Consider the following 21051-nt stretch of genomic DNA (forward strand, 5'->3'; position numbering starts at 1 on the left):
TATTTCGGTTCTGATTTTGTTATTTTGCTGAACCTTGATTTTGTAACCTATGCACGTCTTCGTTCGTCAGCGCCTGTTTATCAGTATCCTTTGTCTTGTAACCGCGTTCCAGACGGCTTATTCCCAAACGGTTCCGTCGTTTTTGAAAGCCAATCCGCGCTGGGTGGACTCGGTGTTCAACGCCATGACGCCCGACCAGCGGATTTCGCAACTGATCATGGTGGCCGGTTTTTCGAACCGGAGCAAAGGGTACGAAGATTCGCTGATGGCGCTCGTCCAGACCCACCAGATTGGCGGGGTGGTGTTCTTTCAGGGTGGCCCGATCCGGCAGGCCCGGCTGACCAACCGGCTGCAAACCGTGGCAAAAGTGCCGCTGCTGATCGCCATCGACGGCGAATGGGGGCTGGGCATGCGGCTCGACAGCACGGTGCGGTTTCCGTACCAGATGACGCTGGGAGCCATTCAGGACCGCGACGACCGGTTTGCCGGCTCGCTGATCTATAAAATGGGCGCCGATGTGGCCCGTCAGAGCCGTCGGCTGGGCATTCACGTCAATTTTGCGCCGGTGGCCGATGTGAACAATAATCCGAACAACCCCGTGATCAACTTCCGCTCGTTTGGCGAAGACAAGGAGTCGGTGGCCCGCAAGGCGCTGGCGTATATGAAAGGAATGCAGGACAACGGCCTGCTGACCTCGCTGAAGCACTTTCCCGGCCACGGCGATACCGGCACGGATTCGCACTACGACCTGCCCCTGATCTCAAAAAACCGTCAGCAACTCGACGAACTCGAATTGTATCCGTTCCGGAAACTGATTGATGCCGGGGCTGCAGGGGTCATGATTGCGCACCTGAACATTCCGGCGCTCGATTCGACGCCCAATCTGCCGAGTACCCTCTCGCGCCGGGTGGTTTCCGATCTGCTGAAAAGCGAATTAGGGTTTGGCGGATTGATCTTTTCCGATGCCATGAACATGAAGGGCGTCATGAAATACTATCCGTCCGGCATTGCCGACCGCATGGGCATCGAAGCCGGGATGGATTTACTGGAATACACGCTCGACATTCCGCGCGCCATTGCGGAGGTGAAACAGGCCGTAGCCGATGGCCGGATTTCGCAGGCCGACATCGACGCCCGCTGCCGCAAAGTGCTGGCGGCCAAAGCCTGGGTGGGGCTGGACCGCTACAAACCGGTCGATTTGATGAATCTCGTACGGGATCTCAACGACCCGGCGTCTACGCTGATCAACCGGCTCCTGACCGAAGAAGCGCTGACGGTGTTGAAAAACGACAAAGAACCCTCGGGCGAACCGCTGATTCCGTTGCTCAACCTCAGCACGAAACGCCTTGCGTCGGTGTCGCTCGATGCCGCACAAGAGACCTATTTCCAGAAAATGCTGGCTAATTACACGACGGTCGATTCGTATAACATCGCAGCTACCACGGCCGATACGACCCTCGAACGGATTCGGAACGACCTGAAGCAATATGATCTGCTGCTGGTGGGCGTCCATCTGAGCAACATCCGCCCGGCGGTGCAGTACGGCGTGACGCCCAAAACCGTGGCCCTGCTGAAAGAACTGTGCGAAACCGGGAAAGCCGTCGTGACGGTTTTTGGGAACCCGTACGCACTCGCCAAACTCGAAGGACTGGACAAGGCGCGGGGCCTGGTGATGGGTTACCAGTTGACCCAGGCCACAGAAGAACTGGCGGCCCAACTGATTTTTGGGGCCATTCCGGCAAAAGGCAAGCTGCCGGTCACAGTAAACGAGCAATACAAGCTCAACGACGGGATTGCCACCTCGTCGATCGGGCGGCTGAAGTACACGATTCCGGAAGAGGTAGGCGTCGATTCGTATTTTCTGACGGCCAAAATCGACTCGCTGATGCAGGTAGCCATCGCCGAGAAAGCGACGCCCGGCGGGGTGGTGCAGATGGCGAAGGACGGCAAAGTAATTTTCCGCAAAGCCTACGGAACGCACACCTACGAAGGACTGACGCCGACCAAACTGGACGACCTATTCGATCTGGCATCGGTGACCAAAATCAGCACCTCGACGCTGGCACTGATGCGCCTGGTCGATGAAGGCAAGTTTAACCTGGATGCGACAATGGCGACGTACCTGCCGGATTTTAAAAATTCCAACAAAGCCAATCTCATTTGGCGCGACGTTCTGACGCATCAGGCGGGTTTGAAGGCGTCGATCGCGTTCTGGACAGCGACGAAAAATCCAGATGGTACCTGGAAAGAAAAGACATTCAGCGAGGAAAAACACGGACCCTACAAAGTAGAGATTACCGATAACCTGTTTATGCACCGCCGGTACCGGAAAACCATCTTCGAAACGATCCGCGATTCGCCGGTGAGCGCTAAAAAGGATTATGTGTACAGCGATCTGTCGTTTATTCTGTATCCGCAGATTGTCGAGAAAATGACCGATCAGAAGTTCGAAGACTACCTCAAACAGAACATCTATGAACCGTTGGGCGCTACGACGCTGACCTTTAACCCGATGCGGTTTTATCCGTTGCCGCGCATGGTGCCGACTGAATACGACTCGGTGTTCCGAAAAACACTGGTTTGGGGCCGGGTCCACGACGAAGGAGCGGCCATGCTCGGCGGGGTGTCGGGGCATGCCGGTTTGTTTGGTACCTCGAACGATTTGATGAAGCTGGTCCAGATGTATTTGCAGAAAGGCTATTACGGTGGAAAGCAATTTATTAGCCCCGAAACAATCACAGAGTTTACCCGCTATCAATTCCCGGAGAAAGGCAGTCGTCGGGGCATCGGCTTCGACAAACCGTCGTTCAAGTATTCCGGGAATGCGCCCCGCTACGCCAGTCCGCAGAGCTTCGGACACTCCGGTTTTACCGGAACGTTCACCTGGATCGATCCGCAGTATAACCTCTCATACGTCTTCATGTCGAATCGGGTGTACCCCAGCCGGAGCCACACCAAGCTCATTACACTGAACGTGCGGACGAACGTGGCCGATGCCTTGTACGAAGCCATTCGCCGGGGACCTTCGTCGACCCTGGCGACGATTCTGGCAACGCCCTGAAGCCGACAAACCGGTAGGTGGAAGGTCGTCCGATGAAAAAGATGCTGGATAGTACGTTGATTTTGCAAGAATTCCTCTCTTGTCTGAATGAAAAGTTATCTGATTCGGCTGGTCGATTACGAACAATGGGCCAACCGGGCCGTCATCGACGCGCTGGAAAACGTCCCGACTCCTCCGCAGCGGGCCATCGATCTGATGGGGCATATTCTGTCGGCGCAACAGATCTGGCTGGCGCGGATTTTGGGCGAGGTCAGTTACGTAGCCGTTTGGGAGGACATTCCGATTGCCTGGATGGCCGAAACTTCCGACCGGAATTTCGACCGTTTAAAGCGGTTTCTGGAAAACGAGACGGACGACAACCTGAGCCGCCCGATTGCGTATGCCACCACGACGGGCCAGCCGTTTGCGAATCCGCTGATCGACATCCTGACGCATATGAGTCACCACGCGGCTTACCACCGGGGGCAAATTGTGCAGCTTATTCGGCCGCAACTAACCGAAGCGCCCAAGACGGATTTTATTCTCTGGGCCCGGAACTGAAACCGATTTTTATAAGCGAAAACCGCTGTCAGGGTCTTCGACCGCTAACAGGGTTTCGACCGCTAACAGGGTAGGGAAGAACCGCTAATTTTTTTTTCGGGGAGCTCTTGTACATTGAAAAATATTTTTAACTTTGAATTACAAAGTTCTTTCTATAGATTTAATTCCTTGTTATGCGCGACGATATCCTGGTCAACATCGACAATCCCCGGCAACTCGAAACGTTGTACCGGACCAACAAACCGACGTTCAAGGCGGTTTTCAACGCACTGTATCCCCAACTGCGGGACAACCCGCTGGCCGAGGGGTGGTATCAACGATTGAATTACGACCACGAAGAACGGGCCTGGGGCACTGCTCAGGATCGGGTCTGGGTGGTGGGCGCATCGCTGCTGGCGGGGCTGCTGACCAAACTGCCGGAGATGTTTTCGCTGGACAAGGAGTTTTTTTTCACCCGGAATGTGGGGTTCATCGTCTTCCCGCTCCTGATTGCCTATTTTGTCTGGAAAAACAAGATTGCTTCGCAAACCGGGGCCTGGCTGGCGGGCTGCGTCCTGGTTGCGATTGTCTTCATCAATTGGCTGCCGCAGGGCAAGCCCGATGATACGCTGAACCTGTCGTGCATTCACTTGCCGTTGTGGTTGTGGTCGCTGCTGGGCTTTGCCTACGGCGGGGGAAGGCCGAAAGAGGGAGTCAACTGGCTGGGATTTCTGCGGTATAACGGCGATCTGGCGGTGATGGCGGCATTGCTGCTGATTGCGGGTGGTTTGGTGACGGCCATCACTATTGGGTTATTCGGACTGATTGGCTGGAAAATTGAAGAGTTTTACTTCAACTACATCGCCGTGAGCGGACTAGCGGCTGTGCCCATCGTGGCCACCTTCCTGACCCAGACACAGCCCGCCATTGTTAACCGGGTTTCACCCCTGATTGCTAATTTGTTCAGCCCGATTGTGCTGGTGATGCTGGTGGTGTATCTGGGCGCAACGGTTTTTTCGGGGAAGAACCCATACCAGGATCGGGAATTCCTGTTACTGTTCAATGTGCTGTTGGTCGGCGTAATGGCCCTCATTTTTTTCTCGGTGGCCGGGAGCGCTTCCGGCGACAAAACCCGCACCCAACTCCTGATCCTTTTTCTGTTGTCGGCGGTAACGGTTTTAGTAAATGGTATTGCCCTGTCGGCCGTTCTGTTCCGGATTGCCGAATGGGGACTTACGCCGAACCGGGCCGCCGTCTTGGGGGCGAATGGGTTGATGCTCAGCCATCTGCTGGTGATGAGTTTTCGGCTTCTGGGGGCGCTGACGCGGAAATCTGACCTAGCGCTGGTGGGCCGGTCGATGGCCGTATTCCTGCCAATTTACAGCGGATGGACGGCAGTGGTGGCGTTTTTATTCCCGTTACTGTTTGGATTCAAGTGACGGGAATTTTCTAAAAAATCATAGAAAACGTGCTGCCCTGTCCCGGTGTCGAAGTGACTTTCAACTGCCCGTTGTGCAACTGCATAATCTGGCGCGACAGGCTCAACCCGATGCCGGAGCCGTTTTTTTTGGTCGTATAAAACGGAATGAAAATCTTCTCGATGGCTTCGGGTTCGATGCCTGGCCCGTTGTCGCTGACGTAAATGATCAGGCGGTTGTCCTGGCTTTTGACTTCGAGTTTGAGCTTAGGCTTGCGGTGTCCTTCCAGGCTTTCCATCGCGTTCTTGATCAGGTTGATCAGCACCATTTCGATCTGTCCGGCGTCGGCGAAAATCATCAGGTACGACGGAACCGGGGGTGCCTGCAAGATAATGTGGCGCTGCTGCAACTCGGTCTGCACCAGGGCGATGACGTTTTTGAGCAGGTTCTCGACGGAAATTTCGGCCAGGCGCGGTTGCGGAATGGCCGTAAAGTTGCGGTAGGCATCGACAAACCGCATGATGCCCCGGCCCCGGTGTTCGATAGTCGTCAGGGCTTCGCGCAGGTCGTTGACGGCTTCCTGATCGGCCCCGGCCAGCTCGGTATTGACAATCTGCTGCATCGTGCCAACCAGCGAGACAATCGGCGTGACGGAGTTCATGATTTCGTGCCGCAGCACTTTCGTCAGGTTCTGCCACGCTTCCAGTTCCTTTTGCTGAAGCTCCGAACGGATGTTTTGAATTGACGCTACGGTCACCGGGCGGCCCCGCAGGCTAACGGCCGCGCAACGCACGGAGAGTTCCTGCTCAAAACTGGTCTGGTAAATGGCGGGCGTGCTGCTCGGCGTTGCGGTCAGGATCTCGTACAAACCGGCATGAACGGTCTGCAAATCGCTGAGGTGACGAAGCCGGTAAATGCCCAGCAAACGCAGGGCGGCCTGATTGCTCATCTCGACATTCCCGGCCAGATCGAACGAAATCAACCCGACGCTGACCTGCTGGACAATCGTGTTGAGGTAGTGCAGATTGGCTTCTTTCTCCGCCCGGGCCTGTCGGAAGGCTTCCAGTACTTCGTTGAATTGCTGGTTGAGTTCCTTAAAACTCGGCCCCAGTTCGTTGTCGGCTTTGAAAGCGACTGCAAAATCCGAATACCGCACCGACTCCATAAACCGGGTTAGTTTGCGGTTGAGGCTGGTGATGTAGCGGTGCAGGTTAGCGGTTTCAATGGTCAGCAAAATAATCCCGACCCCGACCAGCAACGACCGGCTGGCCGGAACCTTCCACCAGGCATAGGCAATCAGCAGACAGGTAACCAAAATAAGGGAAATGCGTATAAACAGCCCGGTGGCAAATCGTTTCATAATCTATAATCCGTATTTCTCCAGACGCCGGTACAGGGCCTGCCGCGACAAGCCGAGTTCGCGGGCGATGTCGGTGATGTTGCCGTGGTATTTCTGCATCGCCTGCTGGATCATTTTCTTCTCCATGTCTTCAATCTGAAGGTTTTCCTGGAACGGCAGTTCTTTATCGGTTGGGATGGCGGCCGGTGTGCTGGTGCCGAAGTAAAAGTCTTCCGGTTCGAGTACGTTGCCCTGCGCCAGAATGACGGCCCGTTCGATGGCGTGCTGTAGCTCCCGAACGTTGCCCGGCCAGCGGTATTGCTGCAATTGCCGCGCCAGCGCCGGACTGATCGACGCTACCTTGCGGTTGTACTGCTTCCGGTATTGCTTCAGAAAATGATCGGCCAGTGGAATGATGTCTTCCGACCGCTCGCGCAGGGGCGGAATGTGAATCTCGATGGTGTTGATCCGGTACAGCAAATCCTGCCGGAACGAGCGGTCGCTGACGTGCTGGTAAATGGGCGAGTTGGTCGCACAAATGAGCCGGACATCGATGTTTTTGGATTTATTGGACCCGACGCGCGTCACGACCCGCTGTTGCAAAACCGTCAGGAGCTTGGCCTGCTGCGGGAGCGAAATGTTGCCAATCTCGTCCAGGAAAATGGTGCCGCCCTGGGCTTCTTCAAACCGTCCGGCGCGGTCTTCGCGGGCGTCGGTAAAGGCACCTTTGACGTGACCGAACAGTTCGCTTTCGAACAAACTGTCGCTCAGCGCCCCGAGGTCGACGCTGACGAACGGTTTGTCGCGCCGGAGCGACCGCTGGTGCAGCGCCCGGGCCACCACGTCTTTCCCGGTTCCGTTTTCGCCCAGAATCAGCACGTTGGCGTCGGTTTCGGCCACGCGCTCGATGGTGGCAAACACCTGGCGCATGGCCGGGCTGACGGCGATGTAGGAGCCTGGGGCATTGGGCTTGGGGCGTAGGGCCGATCCGTCCGACGTAATGCCCCCGGCCCCTTGCCCCGCGCCCTTGGCCCCCTGCCCTGCGCTTCCTTCCAGCGCGCTGTGCAGCGTGGCCAGCAGTTTATCATTTTCCCACGGTTTCAGCACGAAATCCCGCGCACCGGCTTTGATGGCCCGAACGGCCATTTCGACATCGCCGTAGGCCGTAATTAGCACCACCGCTGTCGTGGGTTTAATATCCAGAATGCGATCAAGCCACAAAAAGCCCTCGCGACCGCTGCTGTTGTCGCGCTGGAAATTCATGTCGAGCAGCACCAGATCATAATTGCCGTTAGTAATCAGAAAGGGAATCCGTTCGGGATTTTTCTCAATATCAACCTGGGGATAATGGCGTTTGAGCAATAATTTAGCTGCGCTCAGCACATCGACGTCATCGTCGATAATCAGAATTTTCGACATAATACGTAAAGGACGGTGATAGAAACCGCAGGGTTGCAGGGGCCGGAACGACCGTTTTAGTTCCTAAATATAGGCAGTCTGATGCAAGGCTGCAAAACGGCTTACACAGGCGGTTTTTGCCTAAAAAAGACGTTGAGTTTGTCCGTGTCCGCTTTCGGACAAAACCTGTCCACATGCGGACAGGAAATTGCGTTAAATTTACGGATAACTCATTGATTATCAAGAGTGGTAAATTACTGGCACGTCAATTGGCATTATCTGGACAACGGATGATGGACGGCCCATCGCCATCGATCGGCAAAAAATCATTCGGGTTTCGATATTCTACCAATAACAATTTTAGAAGTAATGGATCGCGTATTGCCTAAACGATTTTGGACGAACCAGCGGATTGCACTCGCAGTTGGTGGGGTAGCGCTGGTGGGGTTGCTGGTGTATAATTTTATATGGGCTGATCATCGTTCAAAACTGAACGTCGAGAAAGATAAGATTACCATTTCAACGGTTTCAACCGGTACGTTTGACGATTTCATTGTCGTGACCGGGGTGGTGCAGCCGCTGAAAACCATTCGGCTCGATGCTATCGCCGGGGGCTACGTTACCGAAAAGCTGGTGGAAGGCGGTGCGATGGTGAAACAGGGCGAGGTATTGCTCCGGCTCGAAAACCAGAATCTGCGGCTTAACTTCCTACAATCGGAAACGGAAGCCAACCGCCTGGTGAACGATCTGCAAAACACCCGGCAACGGCTGCGCGTCGAACGCTACACGCTGCAAAAATCACTGTCGGACCTGGATTTTCAGCTTGATAAAGCCAAAGACGCTTTTGACCGGCAGTCCAAACTGTATAAAGATAAGGCGATTCCCGAACAGGACTACCTGACCGCCAAGCGGGATTACGACCGGCTGGTGGAGCAACGAAAAATTGAGGTGGAATCGCAGAAATATCAGCAAGAAAACTCGCTGATCCAGATCAAGCAGTTGGAAGAAACGCTGGCACGGACGCAGAAAAACGTGGCTCTCTGGCAACAAACGCTGAATAACCTCGTGGTGAAAGCGCCGGTTTCGGGTCAATTGTCGTCGATGGACGTGGAAGTTGGTTCCAACATTAACCAGGGGCAGAACATCGGCCAGATCGACGACCTGAACGGGTTTAAAATGCGCGTCGGCATCGACGAACACTACAACAGCCGCATCTTTGCGGGTCTGAAAGGAACCTTCGAATACAACGGCGGCACGCACGAATTGCAGATCACCCGGGTTTATCCGGAAGTGCGCAACGGGCGGTTTGAGGTGGACATGGTATTTACAAAAGGCGCTCCGGCCGGGATCAAACGCGGACAATCAACGCCAATTCAACTGGAACTTGGCAAAGCCTCAAAAGCGACGCTGCTGCCGGTGGGCGGTTTCTTCTCCGACACGGGTGGCAACTGGGTCTACGTGGTGGACAAAGCCGGCAACCGGGCCGTGAAACGGAGCATTACGCTGGGCCGCAAAAACCCCGAGTATTTCGAAGTGCTGACCGGCCTCGAACCGGGCGATCAGGTCATCACCTCGTCTTACGAAAACTTTGGCGATAACGAAGTCCTTGAATTTTAAACTCCTGATTAACGCTGATTTTCTCTGATCAACCCTGTGGAATAACGATTGTAGCTGTTACACAGAGTTAATCAGGGAAAATCAGAGTCAATCAGAGAATAACCAGAAACCAGTCAGACCCATATGATACGTACTGTAAACCTACAAAAAGTTTTTGCGACGGAAGAAGTCGAAACCACCGCGCTGCATGGAATCTCCATGGATGTCAAGGATGGCGAATTTGTGGCCATGATGGGCCCGTCCGGCTGTGGAAAATCCACGCTGCTGAACATCCTGGGCCTGTTGGACAATCCGTCGGATGGTGAGTACCACTTCTACGGCACGGAGGTGTCGAAGATGTCGGAACGCCAGCGGGCGCAGTTGCGGAAAGGCTCCATCGGGTTTGTGTTTCAGAGCTTTAACCTGATCGATGAACTGACGGTTTACGAAAACGTCGAATTGCCGCTGCTGTACCTGAAAACACCCGCCGACGAACGGAAGAAAGCCGTGGAAGAAGTGCTGGAACGGATGAACATCATGCACCGGCGCAATCACTTTCCGCAGCAACTCTCGGGAGGGCAGCAGCAACGGACGGCCATTGCCCGGGCGGTTGTCGCCAAACCCAAGATGATCCTGGCCGATGAACCGACCGGTAACCTCGACTCGACCAACGGCGAGGAAGTAATGAAGCTGTTGAATCAGCTCAACAACGAAGGCACCACCATCATCATGGTGACGCACTCCCCGTACGATGCGGGTTTCGCCCACCGGATTGTCAACCTCTTCGATGGGAAAATCGTGACCGAGAATTTCCACGTCTAACGTCTGAACCTGGATTACGCAGATTAATGGATTAACAAGATAGCTACCGCAATCATCATTTTAGATCTTAGTTAATCCTTTAATCCGTGGAATCTGGGTTCAAGACGGTTTTAATACTTATGAAAAAGCTGATCCTGTTCGTTCTGTTTGTCTGTGTGGCGCATCTGTCGGCTTCGGCGATGGGGCATCCGCACAACCTGTTTTCGGCGCACCGGAAGGTGAAACAATACGTGCCGAAAGGCAAAGAATGCCAGCGGTCAGCTTGTCGTCTTCCGACACGGACGCTGATCGATTACGTCCGGGCGTTAGCCAGCTAGTCGTTTCCGTTCGCTTTACTTCTCGTTCTCATGGTGCTCAATTACGTTAAAATTGCGCTGCGGAATTTGTGGAAACACAAAACGTTCGCGCTGGTCAATGTCATTGGCATGTCGGTAGCTTTTGCAAGCTGCCTATTGCTGTTTCTGACGGCCTGGACCCAGTTCTCATTCGACGATTTTCACGTCAACCAGGAGCACTTGTACCTCGTCTATGACCAGACGGGGCCAACGAACAAAGGAGCTACCATGCCTGCACCGCTGGCTCCGGCGCTCCGGAAAGAATTTCTGCCGGAGATTGCCCACATCACCCGGATGGTCGACGGGGGTGGAGCGGTTCAGTATAATGAGAAGGAGTTCGACAAAAGCATCCGGTTTGTCGATCCTGATTTCTTTGACATGTTTTCGTTCCCGTTGCGGAAGGGAAATCCGGGTTCGGTTCTGAGTAGTTTGAGCAACATCGTCGTTAGTGAGAGCACGGCCCAGGCGGTTTTTGGCTCGGCTGATCCGGTCGGGAAAACGCTGCTGCTGCGACTGGAAGGAAACTGGAAACCGTTCGTCGTTTCGGGCATCATTGCCGATGCGCCCGAGAATTCAAGCATCAAATACGACATCCTGGCCCGGTTTGAAGCGTATCCGGAATACCAGATCAATAAGGATCGGTGGGATAACCAGTTTCATTCGGTGTACGTCCAGCTTGATAAAAAAATCACTGAAGCCACCTTCGAACAACGGCTTCGGACGTTTGTCCCCAAGTACTACGATGGCTCCATCCGAAACCTGAAACGCGACGGCGGTCAGCCCGACGAAAACGGCGACTTGATCAGCCTGCGGTTGCTGCCGATGCGCGATCTGCATTTTGACACGGAAGTTGGAGGAGGCAACGTGGCAGCGGTTAAGAAGTCCTACCCGGTTTTGCTGCTGGTGGTAGCCGGTTTTATTGTCCTGATTGCCTGCATCAATTTCATTAATCTTTCCACGGCTCGTTCCCTGACGCGCTCCCGCGAGGTCGGGATGCGGAAGGTACTGGGCGCACTGAAGCAACAACTGGTTTTCCAGTTTTGGGGTGAAGCCTTCATTCTCTGTCTGATTGCCCTGTTGCTGGGTAGTTTGCTGGCCGTGTTGCTGCTTGAGCAGTTCAACGCCATCTTTCGAAGCAAGTCTTCTCTGAGTTCGTTGTTTGCTCCCGGTCTGACGGTTTCGATGGTGCTCGTGTTTCTGCTCATCACCTTCGTCGCGGGCGGGTACCCGGCCCTGTTTGTGTCCAGGCTGAACACCATCCAAATCCTTAAAGGAAAAGTGTCGCTGGGCAAAACCGGTGGTGTGCGAAATACGCTGCTGATTGTGCAATTTGCCATTGCCACCTTCCTGATTGGCTGCACGATGATTGCCTGGCAGCAGGTCAATTTTCTGCGGAACATGCCGCTGGGCTACAACGAAAGCCAGGTGATCAGCATTCCGGTGGGGAGTCGGCTCGACGGGCGGCAGGTGCTGAACCGGTTTCGGGACAAACTGACCCAGCAAACCCGTGTCCTGAGTGTGACCGGCGCTTACAAAAACTTCGGACGGGGACTGGATGGCTCAAGCTACACATCCATTGTCGGTTTTGATCATAAAAACCGCACCATCCGCAGCCACTGGCAACCCGTCGATTACGATTACCTCAAAACCCTCGATATCAAGCTGTTGGCCGGTCGTGATTTCTCGCGGCTGTATGCCACCGACAGCACCACGAGCGTCATCATCAACGAAACGATGGCGAAAGAACTGGGCGAGAAAAACCCGGTTGGTACCCTGCTCAACGTCAACGATGGCGAACCGCCGTTGCAGGTCATCGGCGTCGTGAAAGATTACCACCACGAATCGCTCAAGAAAGCGATTCAGCCCAACACCTTGCTCATCAGTCACGACTGGCCGATTGGCTATATTCTGGTCAAAATTGCGCCGGATAATGTCCCGGCCACGATGGCCATTCTGAAAACTGCCTGGGAAGAAGTGGCTCCCAAAACCGAGTTCCAGGGCAGTTTTCTGGATGAAAATACCGACCGTCAGTATCAGTCGGAAGAGCGCATGTCGAAGATGTTCATCAGTGCCGCCAGCGTCGCTATTCTGCTGTCGTGCATGGGCCTGTTCGCGATTGCCGTCATGATGATGGCGCAGCGGACGAAGGAGATCGGCGTTCGGAAAGCGTTGGGAGCCAGCGTCGGCAGCATCGTGGCGCTGTTGTCGAAAGACTTCCTGAAGCTGGTGTTGGTCGGCATTGTGCTGGCGACGCCCGTGGCCTGGTGGATGATGGCGCAGTGGCTGGAGGAATACGCCTTCAAAATCACCATCGAATGGTGGGTGTTTGCGCTGGCCGGTTTACTCGCCGTCCTGATTGCCTTCGCCACGGTCAGTTTCCAAAGCATCAAAGCGGCTCTGATGAATCCGGTGACCTCGCTGCGGTCGGAATGAATCAGAACCCGGATTACGCGGATTAAAGGATTAAACAGGATATATAGATGTAAGAGATTGCGGTAGCTCTCTTAGTCAATCCTTTAATCCGCGTAATCCAGGTTCAGACTAACCCTAAACAACATGCTAACGAACTACTTTAAAATCGCTTTCCGGAACCTGGTGCGGCACAGGGTTTTTTCGGCCATCAACATTGTCGGACTGGCAATTGGTATTGCCGCCTGTCTTTTGATTCTGCAATACGTCGATTTTGAACTTAGCTACGACCGGTTTCATACGAAAGCCGACCGGATTTACCGCGTCAAGCAGGATCGGTACGACAAAGGCAAGCTGAGTACGCAGTGGGCCGGGGGTGCGCAGGCTGCCGGTAATTCGTTCAAAGCCGCGTTTCCTGAAGTCGAGGATTACGTGAAGGTGCTGAAACGCCGGGCGCTGATTGCCGATTACGGTGAGAAAAGCCTGAAAGTGGAGCGGGTGTTTGTCGCGAGTGAATCGTTCTTCAAGATTTTTTCCTACCCGCTTTTAGCCGGTGATCCGGCTACGGTGCTGGCCGAACCCAATACCGTGGCCCTGTCGGAATCGGTGGCCCGGCGGTTGTTTGGCAACCAGGACCCGCTCGGCAAAACCATCCGGCTCAATCAGGAAAAAGCGGTGAAAGTAACCGGGGTGTACCAGGACATGCCCGCTAACACGCATTTACACGCCGACTTGCTGATTCCGCATCGGACCTTTATCCAGGAAATGGGGCCAGACAACAACCCGGATAATGGCTGGTTATGGGACGGCGCGCTGTCGTACCTGCTCCTGCGCCCCGATGCCGACCCCAAAGCGCTCGAAGCCAAGTTTGTGCCCTACATCGAGAAAACCATCGGGGCCGAACTTAAAAAATACGATGCCGGCGCGGTCTACACACTCCAGCCGCTGCAAGACATTCACCTCTATTCGCACCTGATGGAAGAAGCCGAACCCAACGGCGACGGCAATACAGTTTATCTGCTGTTGGGCATTGCCTTTTTCATCGTGGTCATTGCGTGGGTCAACTACATCAATCTGGCGACGGCCCGGGCCATCAACCGGGCGAAGGAAGTCGGCATTCGGAAAACCGTCGGGTCGCAACGGGGCCAACTTGTCCGTCAATTTCTGATCGAATCCGTGTTGCTCAACGGGCTGTCCGTCGTGCTGGCCCTGGTGCTGGTGGCCGTCGCGATGCCGTTTTTCAACCAATTGTCGGGGCAACACCTGAGCCTGTCACTGCTCGGCAGCGGCACCTTCTGGCTGGCGTTGGGAACGCTGTTTGTGGTCGGAAGCTTCTTCTCAGGCTTGTATCCGGCTTTCGTGCTGTCGGGTTTCCAGCCGGTGACGGTCTTGAAAGGCAAGCTAATCACCTCGCGTCAAGGGACGGTTTTACGGAAATCGCTGGTCGTGTTTCAGTTTGCGGCTTCGCTATTTTTGCTGGTCGGGACGCTGGCGGTTTTTCGGCAGATTCAGTTCATGCGCGAACAAAGCCTGGGTCTGAGCATCGACCAGACGCTGGTGATCAACCCGCCGATTATCAAGAAGGATTCGACGTTTATGCGGCAAATGGTAGCTTTCAAGGACGAACTGCTGCGGCAGCCGGCCATTCGCCACATTGCTGCGTCGTCGGTGGTGCCCGGTCAGGCGTCGGACTGGAATGCGGGGGGCATTCGACTCAAAGGCACCGACGTGAGCAAGGGAAGCCAATACCGGGTGATTGCCGTCGATTACGACTTTCTGAAAACCTTCGACCTGAAACTCATTGCCGGGCGTGATTTCTCGAAAGAATACGGCCTGGAGAAGAAAGCGGTTATTTTCAATAAAATGGCCATTCGGCAACTGGGATTCACCAATCCGGCCGACGCCATCGGAAAAGAAATTGATTTCTGGGGCGACATCTTCACCATCGTGGGCGTGACCGATAATTTCCACCAGCAGTCGCTGCGGGATGCCTATGAACCCCTGATTTTGCGCCTGATTCCGGATGTGCGGGGCTACTTTTCGGTAAAACTGGCGACGAGTCAGCTTCAAAGCACCCTGGCCACGCTCCGCACCGAGTGGAACCGGTTTTTTCCCGGCAACCCGTTCGAGTACTTTTTTCTGGATGAGCATTTCAACGCGCAATACCAGGCCGACCAGCGGTTTGGGCAGGTTTTTGGCCTGTTCACGGGTTTAGCGATTCTGGTGGCCTGTCTGGGGCTGTTCGGGCTGGCGTCGTTTACCACGGCCCAGCGGACGAAGGAAATCGGCATCCGGAAGGTGCTGGGTGCGTCGGTGTTCGAAATTGTGCAGATGTTGTACAAAGAGTTTGCGTTGCTGGTGTTGATTGCCTGCGTCGTGGCGACGCCACTGGCCTGGTATGCTGTGAGTCAGTGGTTGCAGGGGTACGCGTTCAAATCGGAAGTGCAATGGTGGCTGTTCGTGCTGCCATTTGTTGTGGTGCTGCTGATCGCCCTGCTGACGGTTTCGTTTCAATCCGTCAAAGCGGCTCTGATGAATCCGGTGACCTCGCTGCGCTCGGAATGAAGAATGATGAGTTAAGAGTTAAGCTGCCTCAATTGAATTGAACGCGTCAGCTAATTCATAACTCATATTTCATAACTCATAATTAAATGAATTATGATCCGGAATTACGTCAAAACCGCCTGGCGCGGGCTGTGGAACAACAAAGGGTATTCGGCCATCAACATCGGCGGGCTGGCGATGGCGCTCGGCATCGGCATTCTGCTGCTGTGGTGGGTGAAAGACGAACTGATCTACGACCGGTTTCACTCGCAGGCCGATCGGATTTACCGCGTCAACGGCGGGTTTGGCTCGGGCACCTCGCAGGAATTTTCGGGCCAGATCGTCGCGCCGGTGGCTTCGTACGCCCGGCAGCAGATGCCCAACGTGGAAGACGCCGTGCGGATTGTCGGGAATTACGATCTATCGCCCTTTAAGGTGCAGGAAAAAACGCTGGTCGAGGAAAAAGCGGTCTACGTCGATCCACAGTTTTTTACCTTTTTCGATTTCGAATGGACGCGGGGAGATCGAGCCAAGCCATTTCCGGATTTGCAATCGGTAGTCTTGACGGAATCGGCCGCTTTGAAGTACTTCGGGCAGACCGATGCGGTGGGCAAAGTGCTGTATTCGGTGCCGAAAAAACAGAATTATGTCGTTAGCGGGATTATTCGCGACTTCCCGGACAACTCCAGCATCCGGTGCAACCTGCTGTTTCCGCTGGAACTAGTTGCCAAAAGTTACCAACCCAACGACTACTGGCAATCCATGGATTCGGACTGGGGTAACTGGGGCACCCAGACTTTTTTCCGGGTCGATCCGCGCGCTGATCTGAGCCGGATTGAGAAAACGCTGAATGACGTTCACCACGCCCGCAACAAGTACGACCAGGTGACGGTTTACCGGCTGCAACCGCTGAAAGACATTCACCTGTACCGGCCCGACGGCACGCCAGCGGCCATGCAGCAAGTGAAAATGATGGGCATTGTCGCGCTGATTCTGCTGGCGATAGGCTGTATCAACTACGTCAACCTGGCGACGGCCCGGGCCACGCAACGGGCCAAAGAAGTGAGCGTTCGAAAAGTGGTGGGCGCGGGGCGCGAGCACCTCATCGGGCAGTTTCTGGCCGAATCGCTGCTGATTTTTGTGGTAGCGCTAACGCTGGCGATCGGTCTGATCAAAAGCCTGGAATCGATCTACCACGAACTGACCGGCAAAACGCAGCCCTTCTCGCTGGCCGATCCCGAGGTGTGGCTGGTGCTGGTCGGGGCGCTGGCGTTTACGCTGGCCGTGGCCGGTCTTTACCCGGCGCTGGTGCTGTCGTCGTTCGAACCTCTGAGAGTTTTGCGCGGCAAGTTATCGACCGGCAGCCAGGGCGGGCGGTTTCGGCAGACGCTGGTGGTGACCCAATTCGCTTTTTCAACAGCCCTGATTGTCGGCACGATCATCATCGGGAGCCAGTTGAAATTCATGCGCGACCGAAACCTGGGCTACGACCGGGAGAACACCTTTGCGTTCTGGATGACCGAGGAGATGTCGAAGCACTACGAGGCCATAAAGGCCGAACTCGCGCGCGACCCCAGCATTCGCAGCGTCACGGGCTCGAACAACAGCATGATCAACATGGGCAACACGACCGGCGATACCGACTGGGACGGCAAACCCAAAAACAGCATGTTTATCGTCACCCGGATGCGGGTTGAAAAAGACTTTATCCGCACGTTTGGCCTGAAAATGGCGTCCGGCGAGATGTTTACCGGTTCGCCAGCCGATTCGATGCACTATATCCTGAACGAAACCGCCGTGAAAAAAGCCGGTATCCGAAACCCGATCGGCAAGAGTTTTACGCTCGGACAGACAAAGGGAACGATCATCGGTGTCATGAAAGACTTCCATTTTGCCTCACTCCACCGCAAAGTCGAACCACTGGTTCTTTATTACCGCACCAGCACCAACTTCAGCCGAATTTACATCAAAACGACGGGCCGCGACGCCCCGAAAGCTTTGGCCGCTGCCGAAAAACTCTGGAAGCAATACAGCCCGGATTATCCGTTCGATTACCAGTTTCTGGATCAGCAGTACAATGAAATGTACAAATCGGAGCAACGAATGGGGCAGTTGTTCAACTTCTTCGCCGGGATTGCCATTCTGGTTTCCTGTCTGGGTCTGTTCGGGCTGGCAACGTTCACCGCGCAACAGCGGACAAAGGAAATCGGTATCCGGAAGGTGCTGGGTGCGTCGGTCGCGGGGATTGTGGCGCTGTTGTCGAAAGACTTTTTGAAGCTGGTGCTGATCGGGATTCTGATTGCCACGCCGGTCGCCTGGTGGACCATGAACCAGTGGCTGTCCGACTTTGCCTATAAAATCGACATCGAATGGTGGATATTTGCCCTGGCCGGTTTGCTGGCCGTGGCTATTGCGGTTTTAACGGTTAGTTTCCAGAGCATCCGGGCGGCTCTGATGAACCCGGTGACCTCGCTGCGGTCGGAGTGAGTGAGCAGAGGGCATAGGGGTAAGGGCAGAGGGATAAGGCAATGGGCAACTGCCGTACTTGATACATGCGAAGCACCCTATGCCCCATGCCCTTACCCCTCTGCCCCAAGCTATCACGCAAAAACCTCACTCAGTGAGAGTTCGATGCCGGTGAGTGGGTCGGTGAGGGTGGTTTCGTCGGTGAAAAACTGGTATTTCCCAATGGCGGAGTAAACGGAGATGGCTTTGAAACTGGGCAACACCAGCCAGCACGATTGCACCCCGGCCTTGAAATACCGCTCGAACTTCGCCAGAATGTCGTCATTCGACTGTGAGGGCGAGACGATTTCGATCACCGTCAACGGCATTTGGGTCATGGAAGTGATGTCATGTAGGAAGTCGGCGGTCAGTTTGGGGTAGATAGCAAGATCAGGAACCGTATCCGGTTTCTCGGGCATGGCTAAATTGATTTCGGGAAGAATGCTGTAGCGGGTTCGATAGTGCAATTGTAAGGCAAAATTTAGGTTGCCTTGGGCGATGGAGTGGTTCAGCGTGGGCATTGGTTTTCCACGTTCGCGTTCGTAGTCGGACAGTTGTTCAACGGCAGCTTCCATAACCGGCAGAGTCTTTTGAGTGGATTGAAAATTAAAGATAACAAAATGCTAACGAACTACCTGAAAATTGCAATTCGGAATCTGCTGAGAAGCAAATCGTTCTCGGGGATCAACATCCTGGGGCTGTCGGTCGGGATGACGTGCTGTATGCTGCTACTGCTCTATGTCCGCAGCGAATTGTCGTACGACAAACACCAGCAACACGCCGACCACCTGTATATGCTGGGCCAGAAACTGACCGTCGGGCGCGGGTCCACCGGCTCGGGCAACGACGAGTACGGAACACTGTCGGCGCCGTATGCTTTTGCCCTGAAAGGCGAGTTCCCGGAAATCGACCAGGTCGCGCGGTTGTGGGTGAACCTGATCGACGAAAAAGCCCTGATGCAGGTTCGGCAGGGCGGCAAGGCTATCAAATCCTTTTACGAAACGAAAGGCTATCAGGTGGATTCGACGTTCTTCGATTTGTTTTCGTACCAATTTACGGAAGGCAATCCGCGCACGGCCCTGACCGACCGGAATGCCGTGGTGTTGTCGGAAGACGTGGCCCGCAAACTGTTCGGCTCCGAACCGGCCCTCAACAAACTGGTCCGGATCAGCGGCACAACCGGGAGCGGGGAGGAGTTCAAAGTGACGGGCGTCTACCGCGACGAAACCGCCCGTTCGCACATCGACGCCCGGTTTTTTGTACCGATCACGGCCGGTTGGGTGGGGCGGTTTTTGCGCGAATCCAAACTCGACTTCTGTTGCAACAACATGTTCATTACGTACCTGAAACTGCGGCCCGATGCCGACGCCCGGCAGTTGCAGCAGAAGTTCCCGGCATTTATGAACAAATACGCTCGCAACGACCTGAAAGCGGCCGGTTTCGACAAGGATATTTTTCTGATTCCGGTGCCCGATCTGCACCTGTACGAGGGCTTGAAAACCGTCATTACGCCGACCAATTCCAACATGTACCTCTATATTCTGGGCTCGATTGCGGTTTTTACGTTGCTCATTGCCTGCATCAACTTCATGAACCTCGCGACGGCGCGTTCGGCCAAACGGGCGGCCGAGGTCGGCATCCGTAAAGTGATGGGGGCCGAACGGGCGTCGCTCATCGGGCAGTTTCTGGGCGAGTCGATGGTGCTGTCGTTGCTGGCGCTGGTCATCGCCATCGCGCTGGTGGTGCTGCTCCTACCAGTTTTCAATCAGTTGTCGGGCAAACTGCTGGCAACTTCCGAGCTTTTTGAGCCATCCATCGCTCTGACGTTTCTCGGACTGGCCCTGTTAACGGGCCTGGTTGCGGGCAGTTACCCGGCTTTCTTCCTGGCTATGTTCAATCCGGCGCAGGTGCTGAAAGGAAAATTTGTCAACAGCCTGTCGGCGGTGGCCTTGCGCCGTGCACTGGTGGTGTTTCAGTTTGTGGTGTCGATTGGGCTGGTGCTGGCGACGTTTATTATTCAGGAACAAATGCGGTTTATGCGGAATAAATCGCTGGGATTTCAGCAGGATCAGCAAATTGCCATTCCGTTCCGCAGCAGTGAATCCCGGGGGATGTACAACGCCTTTCGGACCGAGGTGCTGGCGAACAACCAGGTGGTCGGTGCGGCCGGGACGCAGTATTATCCGGGCATCATCAACCCCAGCGATTTTACGCTGTACGTGCCCGAACAGGGCGTCGGTAACGGTCATATGGTCAAAACCAACTGGGTAGATTTTGACTATTTGCAAACGATGGGCTTTCGGCTCAAAACCGGGCGGTTGTTTTCCCGGCAGTTTCCCGGCGATACCAACAACCGCATGGTGGTGAACGAAGCCACATTGCGGAAGTTCCAGATTCCGGTTGAGAAAGCCGTTGGGCAAAAACTGAATTTCGACTGGCAGGGACAGACACACCAGTACGAAATTGTGGGTGTCCTGAACGATTTTCATTATGAAGATTTGCACCAGAACATTGAGCCATACGGTTTTATGCTCAACAGCCGTCCGGATTATAACTACATCATCGTCCACGTCAACACGAGCAACCTGGCCGGTGTCCTGGGCTTTCTGGAACAAACCTGGAAAAAGCTCCGGCCCGATGATCCGTTTGAGTACACCTTCCTGAACGAAGATTTCCAGAAAAATTACCAGGCTGAGGCCCGCACCTCGCGGATTGTGAGTTATTTCACGGCCATTTCCATCCTGATTTCCTGCCTGGGTCTGTTCGGTCTGGCGGCTTTTGCGGCCCAGCAGCGGACCAAGGAAATCGGCGTCCGGAAAGTGCTCGGCGCGTCGGTGACCCACATTGTGCTGTTGCTTTCGAAAGATTTCCTGAAGCTGGTGGTCATCGCCATTCTGATCGCTTCGCCAATTGCCTGGTACGCCATGAACCAGTGGTTGCAGGATTTTGCGTATAAAATTGACATTCCGTTGTGGATATTTGCCGTAGCGGGCGGCCTGGCACTACTGATTGCGTTCGTCACCGTCAGTTTCCAAAGCATCAAAGCCGCGTTAATGAACCCGGTGAACTCGCTGCGAAGTGAGTGAAGATGAATAGAATATCGAA

The 21051-nt window shown here is 54.6% G+C and carries 13 protein-coding genes; 10 read left to right on the top strand and 3 right to left on the bottom strand.

What is annotated here, in order from left to right:
- Nucleotides 1-49: 49 nt before the first annotated feature.
- From ACO2Q8_RS24115 to ACO2Q8_RS24125, 3 genes are all read left to right on the top strand, one after another.
- A complete protein-coding gene (locus ACO2Q8_RS24115; RefSeq protein ID WP_423347440.1) occupies nucleotides 50-3061 on the top strand; it encodes a glycoside hydrolase family 3 N-terminal domain-containing protein in 3012 nt (1003 codons plus the stop codon).
- A gap of 87 nt (nucleotides 3062-3148) precedes the next feature.
- Entirely contained in the window at nucleotides 3149-3601 is a 453-nt protein-coding gene (locus tag ACO2Q8_RS24120) for a DinB family protein (RefSeq protein ID WP_423347441.1), read from the top strand.
- Nucleotides 3602-3774: 173 nt separating this feature from the next.
- Nucleotides 3775-5019, top strand: coding sequence for a hypothetical protein (locus tag ACO2Q8_RS24125; protein ID WP_423347442.1), 1245 nt, complete (start codon nucleotides 3775-3777; stop codon nucleotides 5017-5019).
- Nucleotides 5020-5029: 10 nt separating this feature from the next.
- On the opposite strand, the gene ACO2Q8_RS24130 is transcribed toward ACO2Q8_RS24125, so the two are convergent.
- Both ACO2Q8_RS24130 and ACO2Q8_RS24135 read right to left on the bottom strand, forming a co-directional pair.
- Nucleotides 5030-6358: a sensor histidine kinase gene (locus ACO2Q8_RS24130; protein ID WP_423347443.1), complete on the bottom strand. Its 1329-nt coding sequence runs from the start codon at nucleotides 6356-6358 to the stop codon at nucleotides 5030-5032.
- Between the two features lie 3 nt (nucleotides 6359-6361).
- Nucleotides 6362-7756 (bottom strand): sigma-54-dependent transcriptional regulator, encoded by a 1395-nt coding sequence (locus ACO2Q8_RS24135; RefSeq protein WP_423347444.1) that lies wholly within the window; start codon nucleotides 7754-7756, stop codon nucleotides 6362-6364.
- A gap of 348 nt (nucleotides 7757-8104) precedes the next feature.
- Between ACO2Q8_RS24135 and ACO2Q8_RS24140 the strand changes: the two genes are divergently transcribed.
- From ACO2Q8_RS24140 to ACO2Q8_RS24165, 6 genes are all read left to right on the top strand, one after another.
- Nucleotides 8105-9352, top strand: a complete 1248-nt coding sequence (locus ACO2Q8_RS24140; RefSeq protein WP_423347445.1) for an efflux RND transporter periplasmic adaptor subunit — start codon at nucleotides 8105-8107, stop codon at nucleotides 9350-9352.
- 123 nt (nucleotides 9353-9475) lie between these two features.
- On the top strand, nucleotides 9476-10153 hold the full coding sequence (locus tag ACO2Q8_RS24145) for an ABC transporter ATP-binding protein (protein WP_423347446.1): 678 nt from the start codon (nucleotides 9476-9478) through the stop codon (nucleotides 10151-10153).
- A 119-nt stretch (nucleotides 10154-10272) separates the two neighbouring features.
- Nucleotides 10273-10470: a hypothetical protein gene (locus tag ACO2Q8_RS24150; RefSeq protein WP_423347447.1), complete on the top strand. Its 198-nt coding sequence runs from the start codon at nucleotides 10273-10275 to the stop codon at nucleotides 10468-10470.
- A 30-nt stretch (nucleotides 10471-10500) separates the two neighbouring features.
- A complete protein-coding gene (locus ACO2Q8_RS24155) occupies nucleotides 10501-12921 on the top strand; it encodes an ABC transporter permease (RefSeq protein WP_423347448.1) in 2421 nt (806 codons plus the stop codon).
- A 123-nt stretch (nucleotides 12922-13044) separates the two neighbouring features.
- Nucleotides 13045-15462 carry an ABC transporter permease gene (locus tag ACO2Q8_RS24160; protein WP_423347449.1) on the top strand — a complete coding sequence of 806 codons (2418 nt, stop codon included), beginning with the start codon at nucleotides 13045-13047 and terminating at the stop codon, nucleotides 15460-15462.
- A 93-nt stretch (nucleotides 15463-15555) separates the two neighbouring features.
- Complete coding sequence (locus ACO2Q8_RS24165) at nucleotides 15556-17928, top strand: ABC transporter permease (RefSeq protein ID WP_423347450.1); 2373 nt, start codon at nucleotides 15556-15558, stop codon at nucleotides 17926-17928.
- Nucleotides 17929-18041: 113 nt separating this feature from the next.
- Here the strand turns inward: ACO2Q8_RS24165 and ACO2Q8_RS24170 are convergent, their stop codons facing one another.
- Complete coding sequence (locus ACO2Q8_RS24170) at nucleotides 18042-18521, bottom strand: Uma2 family endonuclease (protein ID WP_423347451.1); 480 nt, start codon at nucleotides 18519-18521, stop codon at nucleotides 18042-18044.
- A gap of 45 nt (nucleotides 18522-18566) precedes the next feature.
- Here ACO2Q8_RS24170 and ACO2Q8_RS24175 point away from each other — a divergent pair, with 45 nt between their 5' ends.
- On the top strand, nucleotides 18567-21032 hold the full coding sequence (locus ACO2Q8_RS24175; protein WP_423347452.1) for an ABC transporter permease: 2466 nt from the start codon (nucleotides 18567-18569) through the stop codon (nucleotides 21030-21032).
- Nucleotides 21033-21051 lie beyond the last annotated feature (19 nt).

This window comes from Larkinella sp. VNQ87 (assembly GCF_049445795.1).
Lineage (GTDB): Bacteria > Bacteroidota > Bacteroidia > Cytophagales > Spirosomataceae > Larkinella.